This is a genomic window from Mumia zhuanghuii (assembly GCF_042681565.1).
In the GTDB taxonomy this organism is placed as follows: Bacteria; Actinomycetota; Actinomycetes; order Propionibacteriales; family Nocardioidaceae; genus Mumia.
This window is the reverse complement of sequence record NZ_JBHUFT010000008.1, coordinates 574864-595691: the sequence shown is the minus strand read 5'-3', so window position 1 is coordinate 595691 and position 20828 is coordinate 574864. Positions and strand designations below refer to the sequence as shown.

The following is a 20828-nucleotide window of genomic DNA, read 5'->3' as shown; positions in this document are numbered from 1 at the left end:
ACCGAATGCGGTGGATAACCGGTCAAATCGTGGGGCGCGCGCGTACGGGACCCTCAGGCCTCGATGTCGACGTCCTTGGTCTCCTTGCCGACACGAGCGCGGTCAGGGTGAGCCCGCCCATCACGGCCAGGTAGACGCCCACCCAGAACGGGCTGCCGACCGGTGACGCATGAGCCGGCGGGTGCGCCTCGGAGGCATGCGACCGGAGATGCGATCGTGATGCACCGGCGACCGTACGCCTGTGACCGAGGCCGCGGTCCACCCCGGTGGGCCCGCAGGAGGGCGTACGGTCAGCGCGCCGGGCCGCGCAGACCGGCCGCGACGAGGGCGCGCTGAATCGTACGGTCGCGCTCGAGCGGATCCGGGATGAAGCTGATGTCGCGCAGTCCCTGGGCCTGCGCGGCAGATTCGAAGACGAAGTGCCCGTAGCCCAGGATCCGTCCCAGCAGCGTGCGCTCGACCGTGATGTCGAGGATTCGGGCCATCGGCATCGTCGCGACCTTCACCTCGAAGACCCCTCGGATCTTGAGCACGCGATGGTTGGTGATGACGAAGACGTCGAGGTGCTGCTCGGAGGCCCTGAACATGCCGAACCCGATGATCCCCACCCCCACCAGCGCAAGCACCCCGGCGACCGAGATCGGCAGCAGCGGAAACATCGCGATGAGCAGCACCCCGCCAGACACGATCGCGTACGGCATCACGAAGACGACCCAGTGGTGGCGGACGACGTCCTTGACTCGTTCGCCGTCGTCGAGGAGCAGGAGCTTGCCGATGTTGCGATCGGGTACCAGCCTCAGGACCCTGCGCAGCACGACATTCCCCCCGTCAGGTCAGCAGTGATTGGAGGAAGGACGCGAGCTGGCCGAGGGCGTCGGTGATCCACCCGAAGATCAGCTCGACGGTGTCGGCAGCCCCCGTGGGATTTGTGAGCAGGAAGTAGACCACGAAGATCACCACGACGACGCTGATCGCCTTTTTCACCACGGCTGCCTTTCTCGGGGGCAGAAAGCTGCGGGCACACTCTCGGATGTTTATAGCGGAAAGGACTGGGCGCTGTCGCCAGGCGCGCCGTGATCAGCGTCACAGGCTGTCGAGGAGCCGCCTCGACGCCGTGAAAGGGTCGCTCTTGCCGGCGACGACATCGGCCGCGAGGGCGTCGATCCGGTGGTCCCCGTGGAGGGCCGCGAACCGCGTCCGCAGCTCGGTCGTCGCGAGGTTCTCGATCTCGTCGCGGGTGCGCCGCTGGCGTCGCCGCACGAGCTCGCCGCTGGTGCGCAGGTGCGAGAAGTGGGCGTCGAGCGCTGCCACGACCTCGTCGATCCCTTCCTCGCGGTACGCGACGGTGAGCACGATCGGGGGTTTCCACGCCGCGTCGGGACGGTCGGTCAGCGAGAGCATCCCTCGCAGCTCGCGGCGTACCTGCCGTGCACCGTCCCGGTCAGCCTTGTTGACGACGTAGACGTCGCCGATCTCCAGGATCCCGGCCTTCGCCGCCTGGATGCCGTCGCCCATCCCTGGCGCGAGCAGCACGACGGTCGTGTCGGCGAGCCCGGCGACCTCGATCTCGGACTGCCCGACACCGACGGTCTCGACGAGGATCACGTCGCACCCTGCGGCATCGAGGACACGCAGCGCCTGCGGGGCGGCCCAGGCGAGCCCACCGAGGTGGCCGCGGGTCGCCATCGAGCGGATGAAGACGCCGGGGTCTCCCGCATGGTCCTGCATCCTGATCCGGTCGCCCAGCAGCGCGCCTCCGGAGAACGGCGACGACGGGTCGACCGCGAGGACGCCGACCTTGCGGCCCTGCGCTCGGAGCGCGGCGACGAGCGCACCCGTCGTCGTCGACTTCCCGACCCCGGGCGAGCCGGTCAGACCGATGATCTGCGCATGCCCCGCGTGCGGCGCGAGAGCCGCGCTGACCTCGGGGAGCAGCGGCGACGCGTCCTCGACGAGTGAGATCAGGCGCGCGACCGCACGCGCGTCGCCGCCGGTGGCTCGTTCGACGAGCTCACCGACGGCGACGGAACGACGTGCCATCAGGATCGCGTCCGCGTCCTGCGGCGCACCGAAGGACGGGTCACTGCTGCGGGACGCGCACGATCAGGGCGTCGCCCTGACCGCCGCCGCCGCACAGCGCCGCCGCTCCGACGCCGCCACCACGGCGCGCCAGCTCGAGCGCGAGGTGGAGGACGATGCGTGCACCGCTCATGCCGATCGGGTGCCCGAGCGAGATCGCGCCGCCGTTGACGTTGACCTTGTCCTCGTCGATGCCGAGGGCACGCTGGCTGGCGATACCGACGGCGGCGAAGGCCTCGTTGACCTCGACGAGATCGAGGTCGGCGGGCGCGATGCCCTCCTTCTCGCACGCCTTGACGATCGCGTTGGCAGGCTGGAGCTGCAGCGTCGAGTCGGGGCCGGCGACGGTCGCGGCGGCGCCGATCTCGGCGATCCAGGTCAGACCGAGCTCCTCGGCCTTCTCCTTGGCCATGACGACGACCGCGCAGGCGCCGTCGGAGATCTGCGAGGCGGTGCCGGCGGTGATCGTCCCCTCCTTGGCGAAGGCGGGGCGCAGCTTGGCGAGCGACTCGGGAGTCGTGTCCCCACGGACACCCTCGTCGGCCGAGACGGTCACCGTCTCGCGGCGTCCGGCGATCTCGACCGGCACGATCTCGTCGTCGAAGAGGCCGTTCTTCTGCGCGGCGGCCGCGAGCTGGTGCGAACGCGCGCCGAACGCGTCCTGCTCCTCACGCGAGAGCGCATCGACATCGGCGTTGCGGCCCTCGGTGAGCTTGCCCATCGCCTGGTCGGTCAGCGCGTCCCACAGGCCGTCGTACTCCATGTGGTCGAGCATCGTCGTCGCGCCGTACTTGAAGCCCTCGCGTGAGCCCTTGAGCAGGTGCGGCGCCTGGGTCATCGACTCCTGGCCGCCCGCGACGACGACGTCGAACTCGCCCGCGCGAATCAGCTGGTCGGCGGTGGCGATCGCACTGATGCCCGAAAGGCACACCTTGTTGATCGTGACAGAGGGGACGTCCAGCGGGATGCCGCCCTTGTACGCCGCCTGGCGTGCAGGCATCTGGCCGGCGCCGGCGCTGAGGACCTGGCCCATGATCACGTAGTCGACCTGCTCGCCGGTGATCCCAGCCTTCTCCAGCGCCCCCTTGATGGCGACGCCGCCGAGGTCGGCTGCCGACTGGGACTTCAGGCCCCCGAGGAGCCGACCGATCGGGGTGCGCGCCCCCGCGACGATGACGGACTGACGAGACATGGGATCTCCTTACGAAGCGCGACTGCGCGATGTCTGCGGCCGAGACGGCGTGCTCTGGTGGGGTGCACGATACCCGCCCGTAACATCGGCTACCCCCTCGGTGAGGAAGGTCACAGGCTGGACGGCCAGGCGCCGCGCGCGGCCCTCGTGTCCTATCGTGCCCCGCATGGTTCCCGAACACCTCCTCATCGCCATCGACCACGTCGGCATCGCCGTGCCCGACCTCGACGAGGCCCTCGAGTTCTACGCGAACGTCTTCGGCCTGCACTCGGTGCACGAGGAGATCAACGAGGAGCAGGGGGTGCGTGAGGCGATGCTCGCCATCGGCGACACCGACCAGCGCATCCAGCTCCTCGCGCCGCTCTCCGACGAGTCGACGATCGCCAAGTTCCTCACCCGCAACGGGCCGGGCATCCAGCAGCTCGCCTACCGGGTGACCGACATCGAGGCGGTCGCCCAGACCCTGCGCGACCGCGGGATGCGCCTGCTGTACGACCAGCCGCGGCGCGGCACGTCCGACAGCCGCGTGAACTTCGTCCACCCGAAGGACGCCGGCGGCATCCTCGTCGAGCTCGTCGAGCCGGCCAAGACCGACACCGCCCACTGACGCTCCGCCGTCATCTCAGGCCCAGCGCAGCGTGACCCTCTGACCGGGGCGCGCCTGCGCGGCACGGTCGACGTCGGCGTCGGTCACGACAGCGACCACCGGATATCCCCCGGTGACCGGGTGGTCAGCGAGGAACACCACCGGCTGGCCGCTCGGCGGCACCTGGACCGCCCCGCGGTACGCACCCTCCGAGGGCATCGCCGTGTGCGGGTCTCGCAGCGTCAGCGCACGGCCGTCGAGCCGCATCCCGACGCGGTCGGCAGCGGGCGAGACGGTCCACGCCGCGGCGACGAGCGCGTCGGGGTCGCGCACCATCTCGTCTCGCGGGCCTCGGACCACCCGCAGGACGATCTCCTCGTACGCACGCTGCGGCACCGCGTCCACGCGCGGGTACGCCTGCGGGGGCGAACCGACCGGCAGCACCGTGCCGGGCGCCAGCGGCTCCGGGCCGATCCCCGCGAGCACGTCGCGGCTCCGTGACCCCAGGACCGGGGGGACGTCGACACCGCCACGGACCCCGACGTACGACCGGAGCCCGCTGGTCGGCGTCCCGAGCCGGACGGTCTCTCCGGAACGGACCCGCACGGGGGCGTACGGTGCGGCAGCGCGGCGCCCGACCGTGAGCGGGACGGGTGCGCCGGTCACGGCCACCCACGCGTCGCCTCCTCGTACGACGAGCGCGAGCCCTCCGAGGGTCACCTCGATCGCGGCCAGCTCCTCGCCGTTGCCGAGCAGCCGGTTGGCCAGGCGCAGCGCGCTGCGGTCGGCCGCTCCCGAACGGCCCACGCCGATCGCGGCGTGCCCGGGGCGCCCGAGGTCCTCGACGAGAGCGAGAGGGCCGCTGCGCACCACCTCCAGCACCGTCGTCACGACCGGTCCTCCACGAACCGGACGACCGCACCCGGCCTCAGCAGGGCGGGCGGGTCGCGACACAGGTCCCACATCGCCGCCTCCGTCGTCCCGATCAGCTGCCAGCCGCCAGGCGAGGAGCGGGGGTAGACCCCCGTGTACTCCCCTGCCAGCCCGACCGCGCCCGCCGGGACGGCCGTACGGGCACTCTCGCGTCGCGGCACGTGCAGCCGCGGGTCGCCCCCGGTGAGGTAGCCGAAGCCCGGCGCGAATCCCCCGAACGCCACCCGCCACACGCTCTGCGTGTGCGCGCGCACGACCTGCGCCTCGCTCAGACCGGTCATCCGCGCCACGTCGCGCAGGTCGGGCCCGTCGTAGCGCACGGGAATCTCGACCTCCGCGCTCCTCGACGCGTCCGCCGCCACGTCGGCGGCCCGGACGCGCAGCGACCGCAAGGAGGCCGTGAGCGCGGCGAGGTCGGCGCCGTCGCGCGCGACCACGAGCAGCGTCGCCGCCGCGGGAACGACGTCAGCGACCTCGTCGGGTGCCGCTGCGCGCACGGCTGCGTCCCACGCGACAACCTCCGCCGCCCCGTCGAGCTCGACCATCAGCGCGCGGTCGCCGTACGGCACGATCCGGACAGACACGTCGACCGCCCTCTCAGACGAACGCGCCGAGCGTCACGCCGACCGCCTCGAGCTCGGCACGCACTCGGCGCGCGAGCTCGACTGTGCCGGGCGTGTCGCCGTGGACGCAGACCGAGTCGGCACTGATGTCGACGACGCTCCCGTCGACGGTCTCGACCCGCCCCTCGACGACCATCCGGACCACCCGGCTCGCGACGACGTCGGGGTCGATCAAGACGGCCCCGGGCTGCGTACGGCTCACGAGGTGGGCCTCAGGCGTGTACGCGCGGTCCGCGAACGCCTCGCGGACGGTCCGCAGCCCCAGGCGGGTGCCCCACTCCAGAAGCTGCGAGCCGGGAAGCCCGAGCAGCGGGAGTCCCGGGTCGTACGCACGGACGGCCTCGGCGACCGCACGTGCCTGCGTCTTATGGTGGACCGTCGCGTTGTAGAGCGCGCCGTGAGGTTTCACGTAGCGCACGCGGGTGCCGGAGGCGCGGGCGAGCCCGTCGAGCGCCCCGATCTGATAGAGCACGTCGTCCGCCAGCTCCTCAGGGTCCATGTCGATGAAACGGCGCCCGAAGCCGGCGAGGTCGCGATAGCTCACCTGCGCACCGACGGCCACCGCGTTCTCGGCGGCGTGCTCGCAGCTCCGGCGCAGCGTACGGGCGTCGCCGGCGTGGAACCCGCAGGCGATGTTGGCGCTGGTGACGACCTGGAGGATCGCGGTGTCGTCACCGAGCTCCCAGCGCCCGAAGGACTCGCCGACGTCGCTGTTGAGGTCGAGTGTGATCACAGAACTCCCTGAATGAGGACGAGCGCGGTCCACGCTACCCCTGCCGGGGACGGTGGCGGAGCAGAGCGATAATGGCGCGAGATGCCGCTTCAGGGCCAGAAGCCCGGGCCGTACCGACGCACGCCGCGCCACGCCCGCGAGCGATGTCGGTCACCTTTTCGCGCCCCGGCCGATTACCGATGAGTAATATCCGCGTAACGCAACCGCGCCGCTCAATCCTGGAGGACGACGTGCAGCACATTCTCGACGCCATCATGGCGGGTGACACCTCGAGCGAGGACTTCGCGAACATCGCCATCCCCGAGACCTATCGCGGGGTCACGGTCCACAAGGACGAGATCGACATGTTCGAGGGTCTCGCCACGCGTGACAAGGACCCCCGCAAGAGTCTGCACATCGACGAGGTCCCCATGCCCGAGCTGGCACCGGGCGAGGCGCTGGTCGCGGTCATGGCGAGCTCGATCAACTACAACACGGTCTGGACGTCGATCTTCGAGCCGGTGCCGACCTTCGGTTTCCTCGAGCGGTACGGCCGCCTGTCGGAGTACACCAAGCGCCACGACCTCCCGTACCACGTCGTCGGCTCCGACCTTGCCGGCGTCGTCCTGCGCACCGGCCCGGGTGTCAACGCCTGGAAGGCCGGCCAGGAGGTCGTCGCCCACTGCCTGTCGGTCGAGCTCGAGAGCCCCGACGGCCACAACGACACGATGATGGACCCCGAGCAGCGCATCTGGGGTTTCGAGACGAACTTCGGCGGCCTCGCCGAGGTCGCGATCGTCAAGGCCAACCAGCTCATGCCGAAGCCCGGTCACCTCTCCTGGGAGGAGGCCGCCAGCCCGGGCCTGGTGAACTCCACCGCCTACCGCCAGCTGGTCTCCAAGAACGGCGCCGCGATGAAGCAGGGCGACACCGTCCTGATCTGGGGCGCCTCGGGCGGCCTCGGCTCGTACGCGACGCAGTTCGCGCTCAACGGCGGCGCCACCCCCGTGTGTGTCGTCTCGTCGCCGGAGAAGGCCGAGATCGTCCGCTCGATGGGCGCCGACCTGGTCATCGACCGTTCCGCCGAGGACTACAAGTTCTGGAAGAACGAGCACGAGCAGGATCCGCGGGAGTGGAAGCGCCTCGGCTCGAAGATCCGTGAGCTGACCGGTGGCGACGATCCCGACATCGTGTTCGAGCACCCGGGCCGCGAGACCTTCGGCGCCAGCGTCTACGTCGCACGCAAGGGCGGGACGATCGTGACCTGCGCGTCGACGTCGGGCTACATGCACCAGTACGACAACCGCTACCTCTGGATGAACCTGAAGAACATCAAGAGCTCCCACTTCGCGAACTATCGCGAGGCGTGGGAGGCCAACCGTCTCATCGATAAGGGCATGATCCACCCGACTGTGTCGAAGGTCTACAGCCTCGAAGAGACCGGCCAGGCGGCCCTCGACGTGCACCGCAACGCACACCAGGGCAAGGTCGGTGTGCTGTGCCTGTCGCCCGAGGAGGGCCTCGGTGTGCGCGACGCGGAGAAGCGCGCGCGTCACGTCGATCAGATCAACCGCTTCCGCGGCGTCTGATCGCTGATCAGGAGACGCCGACAGGCTGAGTTCGGCGGGGAGGTCGCGATAGGCTTCCCGAAGCGATCTCCCCCCGAACTACAACCGAAGGCACCTCATGTCAGACCCACACGGCAGCTACTCCGACGGCGACTCCTTCTCGCGCACCCCAGGCGACCCGGCGCCGGGGGCCGGTTTTCCGCTCGTGCGGCGAGGCGGCTACGACAAGGACGCTGTCGATGCCTATCTGGCCCAGCACCGCGACGACCTCGCGCGGGCCAACGCCGCCGCCGCCGCGGCCGAGAAGAAGCTGAGCGCACTCGAGACCGAGGTTGCGGAGCTCCGCAGTAAGGTCACGGAGGCCAACAAGCCGAGCTACGCAGGTCTCGGTGGCCGCGCGGCAGAGCTCCTGGGCCTGGCCGAGCAGCAGTCGGCCGAGATGCTCGACCGCGCGAGGCGCGAAGCCGAGGACGTGCGTCGCGTCGCCGAGTCCGAGGCCGCCGCGATCAAGGCGGCTGCGGCCAAGGAGGCCGACGATCTGCGCGCCGTACAGCTCGCCGACGTCGAGGAGACCCGTGAGCGTCTCCTCGCCGAGGCCGAGAGCGAGCGCGCGCTCGCCCTGGCCGAGGCCGAGGACGTCCTCGCCAAGGCCAAGCGGGAGGCGGAGCAGATCGAGCTCGCCGCCAACCAGTCGACGAGCTCCTCGCGCCTCACCGCGACCCGCGCGGCCGAGCAGATCCGTGCGGCCGCCGATCGCGAGCTCACCGAGGCCCGCCGGGTCCTCGCGCTCGAGAAGGAGCGGATGGCCAAGGAGGCCGCCGAGTCGCACGCCGTGGCGACCGAGCAGACGACCAAGATGATCACCGACGCCGAGTCGCGTGCCGCGGCCGCCGAGACGCGGGCGCGCGAGGCGATCGCCGCCGCGACGAAGCGCCGCGAGGAGACCAAGGCCGAGTCCGAGCGCATGGTCGCGCGGTCGCGTCGTGAGGCCGAGCAGATCATGCACACTGCCCGGACGCAGTCCGAGCACTCGCTGGCCCAGGCTCGCGCCGACGCCGAGAAGCAGATCTCCGAGGTGCGTCACGAGCTCGACTCGCTGGTCGCCAAGCGCGACGCGGTCAAGGGTCAGCTCACCAAGCTGCGTGAGGTCATCGGTTCGTTCGCCGGGCTCGACTCGCTCGACAAGGACCCGGAGAAGTCGATCGTGATGACTCCGCGCTCTGAGGTCGCAGCCGTCGTCGAGGAGGTCGAGGCCGTCGTCGAGGAGGCCGCGTCCGTCGTCGAGTCGGACGACTACGACAACGCCGACGACGCCACAACGATCGTCTCCGCCGATTCGGCCGACGACACGGCCATCGAGCGCCCGGCGCGCGAGCGTTCGGTGCGTCGCGCCAAGCTCGGCGGCCCCGCGGCTGCTGATCTGGCCGAGGGCGAGGACGAGGACTCTCAGGCCTCTTGAGGCCCTTCCGAGGGGCGGGCCGACTCGAACGCCGCGACCGTACGATCTGCGTACGCTGAGGCGTCGGCCCGCTCCATCGGACCTTCCCACGTCCGTGGGAGCGGGATCGTGGCACGCGGATTGAGGCGCGCCACGATCTCGTCCAGGACACGCTCGGTGTCTCCGACCCACAGGTGCTTCGCACCGTCGACGGCGATCACCTCGGCCTGCGGCACCCGCGCGAAGCGCTCCCGGGCCTCGGCGGGCCGCAGGTAGTCGTCGAGTTCGGGCACCAGCGCCGTCAGCGGCTTGCCGTCGGCAGCCCATGCGTCGAGATCGGCGTCGCTCGAGTAGCGCAACGGCGGCGACAGCAAGATCGCCCCCTCCACCTCGGCGTCCAGCCCGTACTTCAGCGTGAGGTCCGTCCCGAACGACCACCCGACGAGCCAGATGCCGGGCAGGTCCTCGAAGTCCGCGAACTCGATCGCGGCAGCGACGTCGTACCGCTCGCCCACGGCCGCGTCGAACGCTCCCCCACTGGTGCCCTGCATGCTGGTGGTGCCGCGCGTGTTGAAGCGCAGCACCGCGATGTCCGCCAGCGCGGGGAGGCGGTACGACGCCTTGCGGAAGAGGTGGCTGTCCATCATCCCGCCGTGCGTGGGCAGAGGGTGCAGGCAGATCATCGTCGCCACGGGCTCGCGCGACTCCGGCAGCGCGAGCTCTCCGACGAGCTCGAGCCCGTCGGCGGTGTGGAGCGTGATCGGCGTGCGCCGAGCGGGGAGGACGGAGTTGCCGCGGATCACCTGAGCGTCGTTCACGCCGGCAAGCCTACGTTCCGTGAGTGCAAGACCTCGTGCGGGACGGGCCACCTGCCACTAGCCTCCAAGTGCCGACGTGCGTACGGGGGTGCGCACCACGGGTGACACCGGGGAGTGTGGCCGTGACGCTGCAGGCCGACCAGGACGCGCGGACGTTCGACGATGCAGGCGTCGTCGTTCGACGCCGACTCCTGAGCGCGCTCGACCGGGCCGCACGCCGACCGATCACGCTTGTCGCGGCTCCGACCGGGTACGGCAAGACCACCCTGCTCCGTCAGTGGGCGCAGGAGCATCCCGAGGCCCTGTCGTTCGATGGCGGGCGGGCACGGCCGTGGGAGCAGGTCGTTTGCGCACTGCGCGAGGGCCGCCCCGTCCTCGTCGACGATGCCCACCTCGCGGGATGGGGCAGTGCGTTCGCCGCGGCCTGCGGAGCCGCAGGGCCGTCGGCGTCCCTCGTCGTCGCCTCGCGTGTCGACCCCCTCGTCGCGCTCCACCCTGACCGGCTCGCCGGGCGGGTGTCGGAGATCCGGGCGGAGGAGCTCGCGTTCTCGCTGGGTGAGCTGTCTCGAGTCGTGGCCAGGTCGGGCCGCCGGCTCGACCACGCCCAGGCCGAGGCGATGCACCTCGAGACCGACGGATGGCCGGCCGGGGTCCGGCTGACGGCGATGCGCTCGCGCGACGGACTCGCGACGGACGGTGCCTACTCGCCGAGTGGCAGCTATCTCATGGCCCACGTGGTCGCCGACCTCGATCCCAGAGTGCGCGCGTTCCTCTTGGCGACTGCGGTGCCCGAGGAGTTCGACGTCGCCCTCGCGTGCCGCCTGTCGGGCCGGTCCGACGCCTACGACGTGCTGGGCGAGATCACGCACTCGGTCGGCTTCGTCGTGCGCGACGGCGCGACCGGCCGCCTCCGCTACCACCCGATGCTGCGCCACCTGCTCCTGAGCGAGCTCGAGCGCGAGCCTGTCGCGCGTTTGCACGCCCTGCACCAGATCGCCGGACGCTGGACGTTCGGACGCGATCAGCTGGAGGCGAGCGCAGGCCATGCCGTGCGGGCCCATGACGACGACCTCGCCGCCGACGTTGCGGTCGCGCTCGCCTGCCGAAGTCTCGGCGATGACGACTGGAGCGCGCTGGATGCGCTGACCAGCGCCGTACCGGCCGTGTTCGCCCGCGACGACGAGCGCGGGCGCCTCCTGCTGACGCTGCGCGCGGCACGCAACGACGACAGCGTGGGCGCGGCGGCCGCCCTCGCCCGCACCGCACGCCGTACGAGCCTCGACATCCCCACGCACGAGCGAGTCGGCACGTTGACCGCCCTGTGCCGCGGCTGGCTCGCGCTCGGCGAGGGCCAGGGCGCTGCCGCGCAGGAGTGGATCGCGGCGGCGGACCCTGCCGTCGACCTCGGCGCCGGCTCACCGACCGCAGGATTGCGCAGCGCGTGGGTGCGCGTCTACGGGGCGCTGCTGGTCACCGACGGCAGGCTCGACGAGGTCGATGCCGTCCGGCGGTACGCCTCTCGCCTGGCTCGCCACGCACCGTGCGCGGGGGCGACCGCCGCGGAGATGACGATGTGGGCGGCCTTCGCCGCCGGCCGCCCGGCGGATGCACACAAGGCCGCCGGCGAGGTCGAGCGGCTCAGCGACGGATCTCCACCCCGATCGGTCTCGCTCGTCCGCGCGTGGCTCGACGTCGAGCGCGGCTCCCCTGCGGGCGTCGATCCCCCTCAGGGGCAGGCGGACCAGCTCCCAGGGATGCTGCCGTCGCCTCTGCTCGACCTGCTCGCCGAGCACTTCCGTCATCGCGCGGTGCAGCCGCCCCGCCCCGCGCACGAGGTGGTGGCCGAGTGCCAGCGGGCGACCACGTGGCTCGTGGCACGTCATACCCTCCTTGGCGCAGTGACGGCGTTGCTGTCCGCCGGCGCGACAACGACGGCGGTCGACGCGGTGCAGCGGGTCGGTACGGCTCACCCGCGGCTCGACACCTCGCCCTACCTGTTGTGGATCGCACTCACGGACGCCCTGCGGACCGGTGTCCGCGAGCAGCTCGGACCGCTGCTCGAGCAGGTCGACTGCGCCCACGACGTCCCCGAGGACCTGCGCGTACGGACGCTGATCGCTGCAGCAGCGCTCGCGCACAGGGGCGACGACGCCACCGCGGCCTCGGCCCGCTTGCGTCCGGCCCTCGAGAGCACCGCGGTCCACGGGTGGCGGCGGCCGTGGCTCGCCCTGGGACCGTCGGCGTTCGACCTGCTCACGGCCGAGCACGGCCGCGTGGGCGCGCACGGCGACCTGGTCACGCGCCTGCTCGTCGAGCTCCGTACAGATCGGGAGATCACCGACGAGCTCGTGGTCGCGCTCTCGACCCGCGAGCTGGAGATCCTCCAATACCTCCCGACGTCCCTCGACCAAGGCGAGCTCTGCGCGACGCTGTTCATCTCCCGCAACACCCTCAAGACTCACCTGCGGGCGATCTATCGCAAGCTCGGCGTCGAGTCACGACGTGAGGCCGTCCTCAAAGCGCAGCGCGTCGGCCTCTTGTGAGCACCGATCTCGCCCGCAGCGGGTGAGTCGCCTCCACCCGCTCCGTCGCAGACTGGGCGCATGGACGAGGACGAGGGCACGCCGTACGTCATCGTCGTCGCAGGTGCGTTGACCGACGCAGTGGCACGCGCCACCCGCGCCAGGGGCCTGGACGTGACCGAAGAGCGTGGTCGGCTCGTGCTGCGCGGTCGGTTCTCCGGCCTGGTCGCCCTGAACGACCTGCTCTTCGCCCTCGACGACCTCGGGCTCACCCTCGTCTCGGTCCGCCAGAACGCGTGAGCGTCCGCGCCGATCTCACACCGCACGGGTGAGTCGCAGCAGCCCAGGGCTGTCCTAGCGTCGAACCGTGCCTGACGATCGAGAGCCATCGACGCGGCTCGCGCTCCCCCGTGAGCCACTCATCATCCTCACCTGCGCCGGCGCCCTCGCCGCAGCGATCGGGTTGCGCGTGTTCGCTGGCATCATCGCGCCGCTCATCCTCGCGCTCGTCCTCGTCGTCGCGGTCCAACCCGTCCGTGACTTCGCCGTGAGGCGCGGCGTCCCCGAGTGGCTCGCGACGGGGACCACCCTCCTTGCGGTGTACGCCATCGTGGGCGGCTTCGGAGTCGCCCTGGTGGTCGCCGCGGGCAGATTCGCGACGTTGCTCGGCGAGTACGAGCCGCAGTTCCAGGCGTTCGTCAACGACATCGGGGACCTCCTCGAGTCGTGGGGCGTCGGTAGCGCGGAGGTCCAGGAGATGATCAGGTCGATCGACCTGGGCAGCCTCGTCGGGATCGCGACAGACCTCATCGGAGGTGTCGCAGGCGCGTTCTCGAGCATCTTCTTCATCGTCGTCCTGCTCTTCTTCGTCGCGACGGACGCGGGCGCATTCGCCTCGAAGCTGCGCAGGGTCCCCTCGAGCGGCTCGCGTACGGCGGAGGCGTTCGGGAGGTTCGCCCAGGGGACGCGGACGTACCTGGTCGTGTCCACGCTGTTCGGGCTCGTCGTCGCCCTCGTCGACGTCGTCGCGCTGTACGCGCTCGACATCCGGGACCCGTGGCTGTGGGGCATCCTCGCGTTCCTCACGAACTACATTCCCAACATCGGGTTCATCATCGGCCTCATTCCGCCGACGATCATCGCGCTGCTCGATCACGGCTGGGGTACGGCGCTGGCCGTGATCCTCGTGTACTCGGCGGTGAACTTCGTGCTGCAGACCCTCGTGCAGCCCCGAGTCGTCGGCAACACGGTCGGACTGTCAGGATCGCTGACCTTCTTGTCCCTCATCTTCTGGGCCTCGCTGTTCGGCGGCATCGGGGCGATTCTGGCCATCCCCCTCACCTTGTTCGTCAAGGCCGTCTTCGTCGACGTCAGTCCCGACCGGGGCTGGATCGGCCCGCTGCTGTCCAGCGACACCGTGCCGAAGGCCGTGGAAAGGACCACACCATGAGTGCGAACGACGAGGAGGTCGAACGGCTCCGTGCGGAGGTCGCCGATCTCAGGCAGCGCCTGTCCGATCAGCCCGACGCCACAGCCGCCCCCGACGGACGCAGCGGCTGGTGGCGTACGCCGCTGGTCGCCGTGCTCGTCTTCCTCGGCGCGCTCATGGCCCCGCTGTCCGTCGTCGCGACGTGGGCGCACGACGAGATCGGCGACACCGACCGCTACGTCGAGACCGTCGCGCCGCTGGTCTCAGACCCGGCGGTGCAGGACGCGCTCACCAACCTCATCACCGACGTGATCGTCACGCAGCTCAACATCGACGCGGTGACGAAGGAGGCGCTCGACGCAGTGGCGCAGCAGGACTTCGTACCGCCCCGTGCGGCTCCGCTGCTGCCCGCCCTCGCCACTCCGTTGACGAGCGCCGTGGAGGGGTTCGTGCGCGACACCGTCGACCGCGTGGTCCGCTCCGAGACGTTCGAGGAGGCGTGGGTGACCGCCAACCGCGAAGCCCATGGCCAGGCAGTCGCCGTCCTCACCGGCGCCGACACCGACCAGGTCGAGGTCACCGACAATGCGGTGAGCATCAACATCGCGACGTTCGTCGAGGCGGCCAAACAGCTCCTCGTCGACCGTGGGTTCGCGTTGGCCGAGCGCATCCCCGAGGTCAACGCGAGCTTCGTGCTCTTCCAGTCCGATGACATCGGCAAGGCGCAGACGTGGTTCAGCTGGCTCGAGACGGCCTCGCGCGTGCTCCCGATCCTCGGGCTCGTCCTGCTCGCGACGGCGGTCTTCATCGCGCGAGACCGCAGGCATGCGCTCTTCGCTGTCGCGATCTCGGTCGCCGTCGCGATGGTGCTCCTGGGCCTGGTCCTCAACCTCATCCGGCCGCTCTACCTCGACGCGGTGCCGTCCGACGTGCTGCCCGCTGATGCCGCTGCAGTCGTCTACGACCAGCTCGTCCTGTTCATCCGTACCGCGCTGCGCGCGGTCCTCGTCATCGCGCTCGCGCTCGCGGTGACCGCGTTCCTCCTCGCCCCGACGGGAGCCGGCGCCGCGATCCGTACGGGCATCGTGGGCGCGGCGGGACGGATGCGCGAGCGCTCCGGCATCTCCCGCGGCCCCGTGTCCACGTTCGTCGCCACCTACCGGACCTTCGCCCGCGTCGCGGTCGTGGCGCTCGGGGTGCTCGCCTACGTCTCTCTCGACCATCCGACCGGGGGCAACGCGCTGGTGATCGTCGTCCTGATCGTGCTGGGCCTGCTCGTGGTGGAGCTGGTGGCCGGGCCGCGGGAGCGGAAGCCGGCTGAACAGCCGGCCAGTGGTCCAGGGACTCCCGGTTAGTCGTCCTGGGTGGGGGTGACCTCGATGAGCTCCACCCCGAGCTCCTCGAGGGCCTGCAGCGCGCCGAGGAGCTCGGCACGGTCACGAAAGGCACCCCGAAGCGCGACAGTGTCTCCGGGTTCCACACGCAGGCGCAGCGCGGCCAGCGCAGCGACGAGCGCCTCGCTCAGCTCGCCTCGCACGAGGATCTCGTACGAGGTCGATCGGCCGGGCGAGGCGCTCGTCATGCGCGCTCCGTTCAACGAAGGAATCGTCAGCTCTCGAAGTCTGGCGTGTAGTTGGCCAGTGCCCAGATGAGGAACACGTTGAACGCGATGATCACGACTGCCCAGATCGGGTAGTACGGCAGCCACAGGAAGTTGGCGATGATCGAGAGGACCGCCAGGCCGATGCCGGCTCCGCGCGCGAACGCGTTGCCGGACATGATCGCGAACGCGATCACGATGAAGAGCACGCCGAGCACGAGGTGGATCCAGCCCCACGTCGTGACGTTGAACGCGTACACGTAGTCCTCGGTACGGACGAAGACGTCGTCCTTGGCGATGGCGGCGATCCCCTGGAAAACCTGGACGAACCCGATGATCGCCAGCATCGCTGCTGCGAAGATCGTGAGCCCCTGCGCCCAGGGGTTGCTGGTGCGTGTGGCAGAACGGGTGGACATTCGGTCTCCTTCATCAGGCGGCGGCCACCCCGCCGCGTACCAGTCAGCGTGTCGGCGCCACGGCGCCGCAGCATCACACCCACGGGGTGATTCGCCGCGGGCGATCACCGCCGCGCGGCGAGTGCCTCAGCCGCCGAGGATCTTGGCCTTCTGGGCGGCGAACTCCTCCGACGTCAAGATCCCCTGCTGCTGCAGTGCCGCGAGCCGCTCGAGCTGGGTGACGACGTCGCCGCCCCCCGCGGCAGCTGGCGCCGGCTGCTGCGCGGCGTACTGCTGGGCCGCGGCCGCCTGCTGCGCCGCAGCCTGCATCGCTGCCTGCTGTTGCTGCTGCTCGTACGCCTGCGACTGCGCCTCCTGCTCGTACCGGGCGTCCTGGCGTCGCTGCATCCGGTTGTTCACCGCGCCGGCGGTTCCTGCCACGACAGCAGTCCTCGCCGCCAGCCCGATGAGGCCCGGGCGTCCCCCACGTCCACCGATCATGGTCGTACTCTCCTCACTCAGATCCCCACGCCGCCACCACGGCGTCGAGGTCGGAACGGTCGATGCGCTCGTGCGCGAGGACGACGCCTCCTACAGCGCCGAGCGCTGCGGAGAAGCGAGCGGCCCACACGTTCTCCCAGACGACGAGCACCGCGGACGTCCCGTTCGGCACCGCCTCGGCGATCGCGAGGATGTCCTCCTCACCCAGCAGGCCCGGCACGTCGGACTCCACGCCCAGGATCTCGCGGATCGCGTCCCCGTCGTCGATGTCGAGCACCGTCACGCTCCCGTCTTCACCGCGGGAGACGATCACCGCATCGAGCAGCCGTACGGCTCCGCTCGCGACGGCGTCGGCCACGACGGTGGCCACGCTGCCGTCAGGCGTCGCCCCCTCCAGGAACCCCAGCACGGCGATGTCGACCGGGCCGGACGGGTTCGCGTTGTCCGCCATCGGATGTCCCCTCTCTGCGACGAGCTTTCGTCCCACTCTGCGGTGAACGCCCCGTCTGGGGATCACCCTTCGCGGGTGACGTTGAGCCCGGACGGGCCTCAGCACTCGGTCAGGAGGTCACGAAGGGCCTCCCGGCGGTCCGGGCCGACGCCGAGTCCCTCGGCGAAGTACGTCGCGAGATCGCCGTACTGCGTCCGCGCCTGCGCCATGCTGGTCTCGAGGTACGCCTCACGGACCCCGAGGACCGGGCGGAGCAGTGCGGGATCGCCGCCGTGCGCCGCGAACTCGTCGAAGACGGGCTTGAGCGCCGGGAGGAGCTGGTCGTTGGTGAGCAGGTACTCGCGCACCACGTCCTCCTCCGGCACGCCGACCATCAGGAGGGTCGTCGCCGCGGCCCACCCCGTACGGTCCTTGCCCGTGGTGCAGTGGAACAGCACGGGGCCGCGGTCGAGCGCGAGGAGGTCGGAGAAGAACGTCCGGTACGCCGTACGCGCGCTCGGGAGGGCGACCAGCTGCGTGTAGGCCCGGCTGAGCAGCTCCTCCACCTGCCCGTCGCCGAGGAGCGTCTTGGCGCGCTTCGGGTCCTCGAGGATCGTCGCCATGTCGGTGGGTGTGGCGTCGGTGTCGTCGGCGAGGACGTCGAGCACGACGTGCTCAGCCCCCGGCACCACGACATCCGGGCGCAGTGCGCGCTCGGGTTGGGTCCGCAGGTCCACCACCGTCCGGATGCCGAGCGCGGCGACCGCGTCCAGGTCCGCTCCGCTCAGCCGGCTCAGGTCCGTCGATCGGTAGAGCACTCCGTCGCGGACACGGCGCCCGTCGCTGGTCCTCCACCCGCCGAGACCGCGCAGGTTGGGGAGCGTCTCCAAGGGGATCGACGCACCTGGGTACGTCGCGGGATCGATCATGGGTCCTCCTGCCGAGTCAGGCGCGGGACCACCCGTCCCACCCAGGCCATCATGGTGGCGGTGATGCCCCGGTCGCGCATCCAGACCGACAGCTCGTAGCCGACGACGGCGGTGCCGACCAGCACGTACGCCACGACGACGAGCCACGCGACGATCGCGAACGCGACACCGATCACCCCGTAGCGCTGGGCGTCGATCGCGATGAGGTGCGGCACGTACAGATGGGTCCACCAGCCGGCCGCGAGCTGCACGCCCGTCGTGAGGATCGCCGCGGGCAGCAGGGCCTCGACGGTGGCACGCCCCGCCAGCTCGATCCGGAGCAGCATCATCCACAGCGGCACCGAGATCACCACTTGGACCGGGACGCCCGCGGGGCCGAGGAGGTGTCCGACCCAACCGACCAGGACGAACATCGCGAGCATGAAGAAGACGCCGAGGAAGCCGGCCGAGGCGGCCTTCACCCGTGGCGCGGCCTCGAGAGACCAGGCGAGCTCGTACATCCGCTGGAGCGTCCGTGAGAAGGAACCGATCGACAGCAGCAGGATCACGAAGCTCCCGAGGGTGAACCCGCCCGTCGCGTCCGGCGGCGACGCGAACAGCAGGCTCATGGCCTCGGCGGCGCTGCCGGTGAGACCGAAGTAGTCGATGAGCAGGTCGTCGACCTGCTGGTCGCCCGAGCTGGACAACCAGCTCGAACCGACGACCAGGAGCGGGATCAGGGCGATGAACGCCTGGCCGGACAGGGTGATCGCACGGTTCCGCCCGTCCATGTCGTACATGTGACGCACGCAGCGGCCGGGGAAGGACGCGTCGAACCACGCCTTGACGGCGACGGCCCTCCCGACCCAGGCCTCTGTGCTGGCACGCCGTCCCACCGCACAAGTCTCACCGCGTGCCTCGCGGTGAGCCTCACCCGTGGCGGGTGAGGCCGCGGGCGGTCAGCGGCGGCGTCGCCAGCAGGGGCTGTGCCAGTGTCGGCGCTCCTCGAGGCCCGAGGTGCTCAGGAGCCCCGGCTCGAGCGGCCACACGACGACGTGGGGCGTCGCCGGACGGATCGGCTGCGCGCAGCCGGGGCAGGTGTACGTCTTGGTGGACGTCGCCCCCGTGATCGTACGGACGACCCAGTCGCCGTCGCCGCGCTCCTCGACGCGCTGGTGACCGCCATTCAGCGGCGGAGGAGCACCCCGTGGTCCACGGGGTGTGCGACGTCGGCGAGACATGGCTCCAGCGTACGGACCGCTCAGCGGCGGGCGTAGTCGCGAAAGCCGCGTCCGGTCTTGCGCCCGAGGTAGCCCGCGGTCACGAGGTGCTCGAGCAGCGGCGCCGGCGCCCAGGCGGGCTCACGGAACTCGCGGAAGAGGGTCTGCTCGATCGCCAGCGACACGTCGTTGCCGACGACGTCGAGCAGCTCGAACGGACCCATCGGCAGCCGGCAGCCGAGCTTCATCGCGACGTCGATGTCGTCGGCGGTGGCGTAGTGCGCCTCGAGCATCTTGACGGCGTCGTTGAGGTACGGGAAGAGCAACGCGTTGACGATGAAGCCCGCGCGGTCGCCGCACGACACGGGGTGCTTGCCGATCTGGGCGCACAGCGCCGTGACGGTCTCGCTCACTTCGTCGGCGGTCGCCACGGTCGAGACGACCTCGACGAGCTTCATCACCGGCGCGGGGTTGAAGAAGTGCATCCCGATGATGTCGGCCGGGCGGCTGGTGACCGCGGCGCACGCGATGACCGGCAACGAGGACGTTGTCGTGGCGAGGATCGCACCGGGCTTGCAGAGGCGGTCGAGGTCCTTGAACAGCTCGACCTTCACGTCGAGATCCTCCGCGATCGCCTCGACGACGATGTCGACGTCGGCCAAGGCCTCGCGCTCGGTGCTGCCGGACAGCCGCGCGAGGACCTCGGCCTTCTTCTCCTCGGTGGACCTGCCGCGCGAGATGGCCTTGTCGAGCGACTTGGTGATCGCAGCACGGACGCCGTCGAGCTTGTCGGGCGTGCGTCCGACGTAGACGACGTCGTAGCCGGCCTTGGCGAAGACCTCGACGATGCCCGCGGCCATGGTGCCGGTGCCGACGACACCGACGGTGGCGATGTCGCGGCGCAGCTGCGGCGCGACATCGGCCGACGGGGTGGCGGCATCGGCGACGACCTCCGACGCGTACTCCTCGGTGTACGTGTAGAAGCCGCGGCCGGACTTGCGGCCGAGGAGGCCGGCGGTGACCATCTGCTTGAGGATCGGCGACGGCGCGTGGACACGCTTGCGGTCCTGGAGGTACATCGTCTCGAGGATCTCGTACGCGGTGTCGAGGCCGATGAGGTCGAGAAGCGCGAGCGGGCCCATCGGGTAGCCGCAGCCGAGTCGCATCGCGGCGTCGATGTCCTCGCGCGTCGCGTACTGCGCCTCGTACATCGAGGCCGCGTGGTTGAGATAGGCGAAGAGCAGCGCGTTGGCGATGAAGCCGGCCTTGTCGCCGACGGTGACGGGGCTCTTGCCCAGACGCTGCGCCAGGGCGACGACGTCGTCGACGACGTCGGGCGCGGAGACGACCGTCCGGACGACCTCGACGAAGTCCTGGACCGGCGCCGGGTTGAAGAAGTGGAGCCCGACGACGCGGCTGGGGAGCTTGGTGGCCGACGCGATCTCGGTGACCGAGAGCGCCGAGGTGTTGGATGCGAGGATCGCGTCGTCACGGACGATCTTGTCGAGCTGCTGGAAGACGTCGATCTTGACGTCGAGCTGCTCGACCACGGCCTCGATGACCAGATCGACGTCGGCGAGGGAGGTCAGGTCGGTGGTGTAGGTGATGCGACCGAGCAGAGCCGCACGGTCGTCGTCGGCCAGCTTGCCCCGCTCGGCGGCGCGCTGGGTCGAGTGCGCGATCGTGCCGCGGCCGTGGTCGAGCCCCGCCTCGTCGCGATCGACGCCGATCACCGAGATGCCGTTGCGGGCGAGCACCTCTGCGATGCCGGCACCCATGGTGCCCAGGCCGACGACTCCGACTGAGTTGATCTCGCGCGCCACGGATGTCTCCTGTGTTCGGGGAGGACGTAAGTTACCGGCAGGTTACTACCG

At 70.5% G+C, this 20828-nt stretch carries 23 protein-coding genes; 7 read left to right on the top strand and 16 right to left on the bottom strand.

Annotated features, from left to right (window positions below; all coding sequences use genetic code 11):
* Window positions 1-290 precede the first annotated feature (290 nt).
* The 4 genes from ACFSDF_RS11220 to ACFSDF_RS11205 form a co-directional block, all read right to left on the bottom strand.
* Window positions 291-815: a PH domain-containing protein gene (locus tag ACFSDF_RS11220; RefSeq protein WP_167007605.1), complete on the bottom strand. Its 525-nt coding sequence runs from the start codon at window positions 813-815 to the stop codon at window positions 291-293.
* Between the two features lie 13 nt (window positions 816-828).
* Window positions 829-984 carry a hypothetical protein gene (locus ACFSDF_RS11215; RefSeq protein ID WP_377157537.1) on the bottom strand — a complete coding sequence of 52 codons (156 nt, stop codon included), beginning with the start codon at window positions 982-984 and terminating at the stop codon, window positions 829-831.
* Between the two features lie 99 nt (window positions 985-1083).
* The gene (meaB, locus tag ACFSDF_RS11210; protein ID WP_167007601.1) at window positions 1084-2040 is read right to left on the bottom strand and encodes a methylmalonyl Co-A mutase-associated GTPase MeaB; all 957 of its coding nucleotides are present in this window, start codon (window positions 2038-2040) and stop codon (window positions 1084-1086) included.
* 40 nt (window positions 2041-2080) lie between these two features.
* Entirely contained in the window at window positions 2081-3271 is a 1191-nt protein-coding gene (locus ACFSDF_RS11205) for an acetyl-CoA C-acetyltransferase (protein ID WP_167007598.1), read from the bottom strand.
* A 166-nt stretch (window positions 3272-3437) separates the two neighbouring features.
* Between ACFSDF_RS11205 and mce the strand changes: the two genes are divergently transcribed.
* Complete coding sequence (mce, locus tag ACFSDF_RS11200; protein WP_167007595.1) at window positions 3438-3878, top strand: methylmalonyl-CoA epimerase; 441 nt, start codon at window positions 3438-3440, stop codon at window positions 3876-3878.
* A 15-nt stretch (window positions 3879-3893) separates the two neighbouring features.
* Here the strand turns inward: mce and ACFSDF_RS11195 are convergent, their stop codons facing one another.
* From ACFSDF_RS11195 to ACFSDF_RS11185, 3 genes are read right to left on the bottom strand one after another with little or no spacing between them, the layout of a single operon-like run.
* Window positions 3894-4748: a 5-oxoprolinase subunit C family protein gene (locus ACFSDF_RS11195; RefSeq protein ID WP_377157533.1), complete on the bottom strand. Its 855-nt coding sequence runs from the start codon at window positions 4746-4748 to the stop codon at window positions 3894-3896.
* On the bottom strand, window positions 4745-5374 hold the full coding sequence (pxpB, locus tag ACFSDF_RS11190; RefSeq protein ID WP_243843090.1) for a 5-oxoprolinase subunit PxpB: 630 nt from the start codon (window positions 5372-5374) through the stop codon (window positions 4745-4747). The genes ACFSDF_RS11195 and pxpB overlap by 4 nt, the downstream gene beginning before the upstream one ends.
* 13 nt (window positions 5375-5387) lie before the next feature.
* A complete protein-coding gene (locus tag ACFSDF_RS11185; RefSeq protein ID WP_208322494.1) occupies window positions 5388-6146 on the bottom strand; it encodes a LamB/YcsF family protein in 759 nt (252 codons plus the stop codon).
* Window positions 6147-6376: 230 nt separating this feature from the next.
* Between ACFSDF_RS11185 and ccrA the strand changes: the two genes are divergently transcribed.
* Both ccrA and ACFSDF_RS11175 read left to right on the top strand, forming a co-directional pair.
* Window positions 6377-7714, top strand: coding sequence for a crotonyl-CoA carboxylase/reductase (gene ccrA / locus ACFSDF_RS11180; RefSeq protein WP_167007589.1), 1338 nt, complete (start codon window positions 6377-6379; stop codon window positions 7712-7714).
* Window positions 7715-7811: 97 nt separating this feature from the next.
* On the top strand, window positions 7812-9152 hold the full coding sequence (locus ACFSDF_RS11175) for a coiled-coil domain-containing protein (RefSeq protein ID WP_167007586.1): 1341 nt from the start codon (window positions 7812-7814) through the stop codon (window positions 9150-9152).
* Here ACFSDF_RS11175 and ACFSDF_RS11170 read toward each other — a convergent pair.
* The gene (locus ACFSDF_RS11170; protein ID WP_377157530.1) at window positions 9140-9949 is read right to left on the bottom strand and encodes an alpha/beta hydrolase; all 810 of its coding nucleotides are present in this window, start codon (window positions 9947-9949) and stop codon (window positions 9140-9142) included. The genes ACFSDF_RS11175 and ACFSDF_RS11170 overlap by 13 nt on opposite strands.
* Window positions 9950-10071: 122 nt before the next feature.
* Here ACFSDF_RS11170 and ACFSDF_RS11165 point away from each other — a divergent pair, with 122 nt between their 5' ends.
* From ACFSDF_RS11165 to ACFSDF_RS11150, 4 genes are all read left to right on the top strand, one after another.
* Window positions 10072-12492 carry a winged helix-turn-helix domain-containing protein gene (locus ACFSDF_RS11165; protein ID WP_377157528.1) on the top strand — a complete coding sequence of 807 codons (2421 nt, stop codon included), beginning with the start codon at window positions 10072-10074 and terminating at the stop codon, window positions 12490-12492.
* A gap of 60 nt (window positions 12493-12552) precedes the next feature.
* Window positions 12553-12771 carry a hypothetical protein gene (locus tag ACFSDF_RS11160; RefSeq protein ID WP_167007580.1) on the top strand — a complete coding sequence of 73 codons (219 nt, stop codon included), beginning with the start codon at window positions 12553-12555 and terminating at the stop codon, window positions 12769-12771.
* Between the two features lie 67 nt (window positions 12772-12838).
* The gene (locus tag ACFSDF_RS11155; RefSeq protein ID WP_167007577.1) at window positions 12839-13921 is read left to right on the top strand and encodes an AI-2E family transporter; all 1083 of its coding nucleotides are present in this window, start codon (window positions 12839-12841) and stop codon (window positions 13919-13921) included.
* The gene (locus ACFSDF_RS11150; protein WP_377157525.1) at window positions 13918-15255 is read left to right on the top strand and encodes a hypothetical protein; all 1338 of its coding nucleotides are present in this window, start codon (window positions 13918-13920) and stop codon (window positions 15253-15255) included. Before ACFSDF_RS11155 ends, ACFSDF_RS11150 begins: the two co-directional genes overlap by 4 nt.
* Here the strand turns inward: ACFSDF_RS11150 and ACFSDF_RS11145 are convergent.
* The 8 genes from ACFSDF_RS11145 to ACFSDF_RS11110 form a co-directional block, all read right to left on the bottom strand.
* Window positions 15252-15482 (bottom strand): hypothetical protein, encoded by a 231-nt coding sequence (locus ACFSDF_RS11145; RefSeq protein ID WP_167007573.1) that lies wholly within the window; start codon window positions 15480-15482, stop codon window positions 15252-15254. The two genes, ACFSDF_RS11150 and ACFSDF_RS11145, sit on opposite strands and share 4 nt — an antisense overlap.
* Before the next feature lie 26 nt (window positions 15483-15508).
* Window positions 15509-15916 (bottom strand): DUF7144 family membrane protein, encoded by a 408-nt coding sequence (locus ACFSDF_RS11140; protein WP_167007571.1) that lies wholly within the window; start codon window positions 15914-15916, stop codon window positions 15509-15511.
* A 126-nt stretch (window positions 15917-16042) separates the two neighbouring features.
* Window positions 16043-16396, bottom strand: a complete 354-nt coding sequence (locus tag ACFSDF_RS11135; RefSeq protein ID WP_167252001.1) for an SHOCT domain-containing protein — start codon at window positions 16394-16396, stop codon at window positions 16043-16045.
* Window positions 16397-16409: 13 nt separating this feature from the next.
* A complete protein-coding gene (locus ACFSDF_RS11130) occupies window positions 16410-16847 on the bottom strand; it encodes a DUF6325 family protein (protein ID WP_167252002.1) in 438 nt (145 codons plus the stop codon).
* Window positions 16848-16945: 98 nt separating this feature from the next.
* The gene (locus ACFSDF_RS11125; protein ID WP_167252003.1) at window positions 16946-17755 is read right to left on the bottom strand and encodes a tyrosine-protein phosphatase; all 810 of its coding nucleotides are present in this window, start codon (window positions 17753-17755) and stop codon (window positions 16946-16948) included.
* Window positions 17752-18630 (bottom strand): YihY/virulence factor BrkB family protein, encoded by an 879-nt coding sequence (locus ACFSDF_RS11120; protein ID WP_167252004.1) that lies wholly within the window; start codon window positions 18628-18630, stop codon window positions 17752-17754. Before ACFSDF_RS11120 ends, ACFSDF_RS11125 begins: the two co-directional genes overlap by 4 nt.
* Window positions 18631-18693: 63 nt before the next feature.
* The gene (locus ACFSDF_RS11115; RefSeq protein ID WP_167007557.1) at window positions 18694-18975 is read right to left on the bottom strand and encodes a hypothetical protein; all 282 of its coding nucleotides are present in this window, start codon (window positions 18973-18975) and stop codon (window positions 18694-18696) included.
* A 20-nt stretch (window positions 18976-18995) separates the two neighbouring features.
* Window positions 18996-20777: a 3-hydroxyacyl-CoA dehydrogenase family protein gene (locus tag ACFSDF_RS11110; protein ID WP_167007554.1), complete on the bottom strand. Its 1782-nt coding sequence runs from the start codon at window positions 20775-20777 to the stop codon at window positions 18996-18998.
* Window positions 20778-20828: the final 51 nt, after the last annotated feature.

Excerpts from the sequence above, each read along its gene's own strand:
- meaB (WP_167007601.1), bottom strand. The coding sequence starts at position 2,040 with ATGGCACGTCGTTCCGTCGCCGTCGGTGAGCTCGTCGAACGAGCCACC.
- ACFSDF_RS11125 (WP_167252003.1), bottom strand. The coding sequence starts at position 17,755 with ATGATCGATCCCGCGACGTACCCAGGTGCGTCGATCCCCTTGGAGACG.
- ACFSDF_RS11150 (WP_377157525.1), top strand. The coding sequence starts at position 13,918 with ATGAGTGCGAACGACGAGGAGGTCGAACGGCTCCGTGCGGAGGTCGCC.
- ACFSDF_RS11140 (WP_167007571.1), bottom strand. The coding sequence starts at position 15,916 with ATGTCCACCCGTTCTGCCACACGCACCAGCAACCCCTGGGCGCAGGGG.
- ACFSDF_RS11175 (WP_167007586.1), top strand. The coding sequence starts at position 7,812 with ATGTCAGACCCACACGGCAGCTACTCCGACGGCGACTCCTTCTCGCGC.
- ACFSDF_RS11205 (WP_167007598.1), bottom strand. The coding sequence starts at position 3,271 with ATGTCTCGTCAGTCCGTCATCGTCGCGGGGGCGCGCACCCCGATCGGT.
- ACFSDF_RS11160 (WP_167007580.1), top strand. The coding sequence starts at position 12,553 with ATGGACGAGGACGAGGGCACGCCGTACGTCATCGTCGTCGCAGGTGCG.
- ACFSDF_RS11130 (WP_167252002.1), bottom strand. The coding sequence starts at position 16,847 with ATGGCGGACAACGCGAACCCGTCCGGCCCGGTCGACATCGCCGTGCTG.
- ACFSDF_RS11115 (WP_167007557.1), bottom strand. The coding sequence starts at position 18,975 with ATGTCTCGCCGACGTCGCACACCCCGTGGACCACGGGGTGCTCCTCCG.
- mce (WP_167007595.1), top strand. The coding sequence starts at position 3,438 with ATGGTTCCCGAACACCTCCTCATCGCCATCGACCACGTCGGCATCGCC.
- ACFSDF_RS11135 (WP_167252001.1), bottom strand. The coding sequence starts at position 16,396 with ATGATCGGTGGACGTGGGGGACGCCCGGGCCTCATCGGGCTGGCGGCG.
- ACFSDF_RS11145 (WP_167007573.1), bottom strand. The coding sequence starts at position 15,482 with ATGACGAGCGCCTCGCCCGGCCGATCGACCTCGTACGAGATCCTCGTG.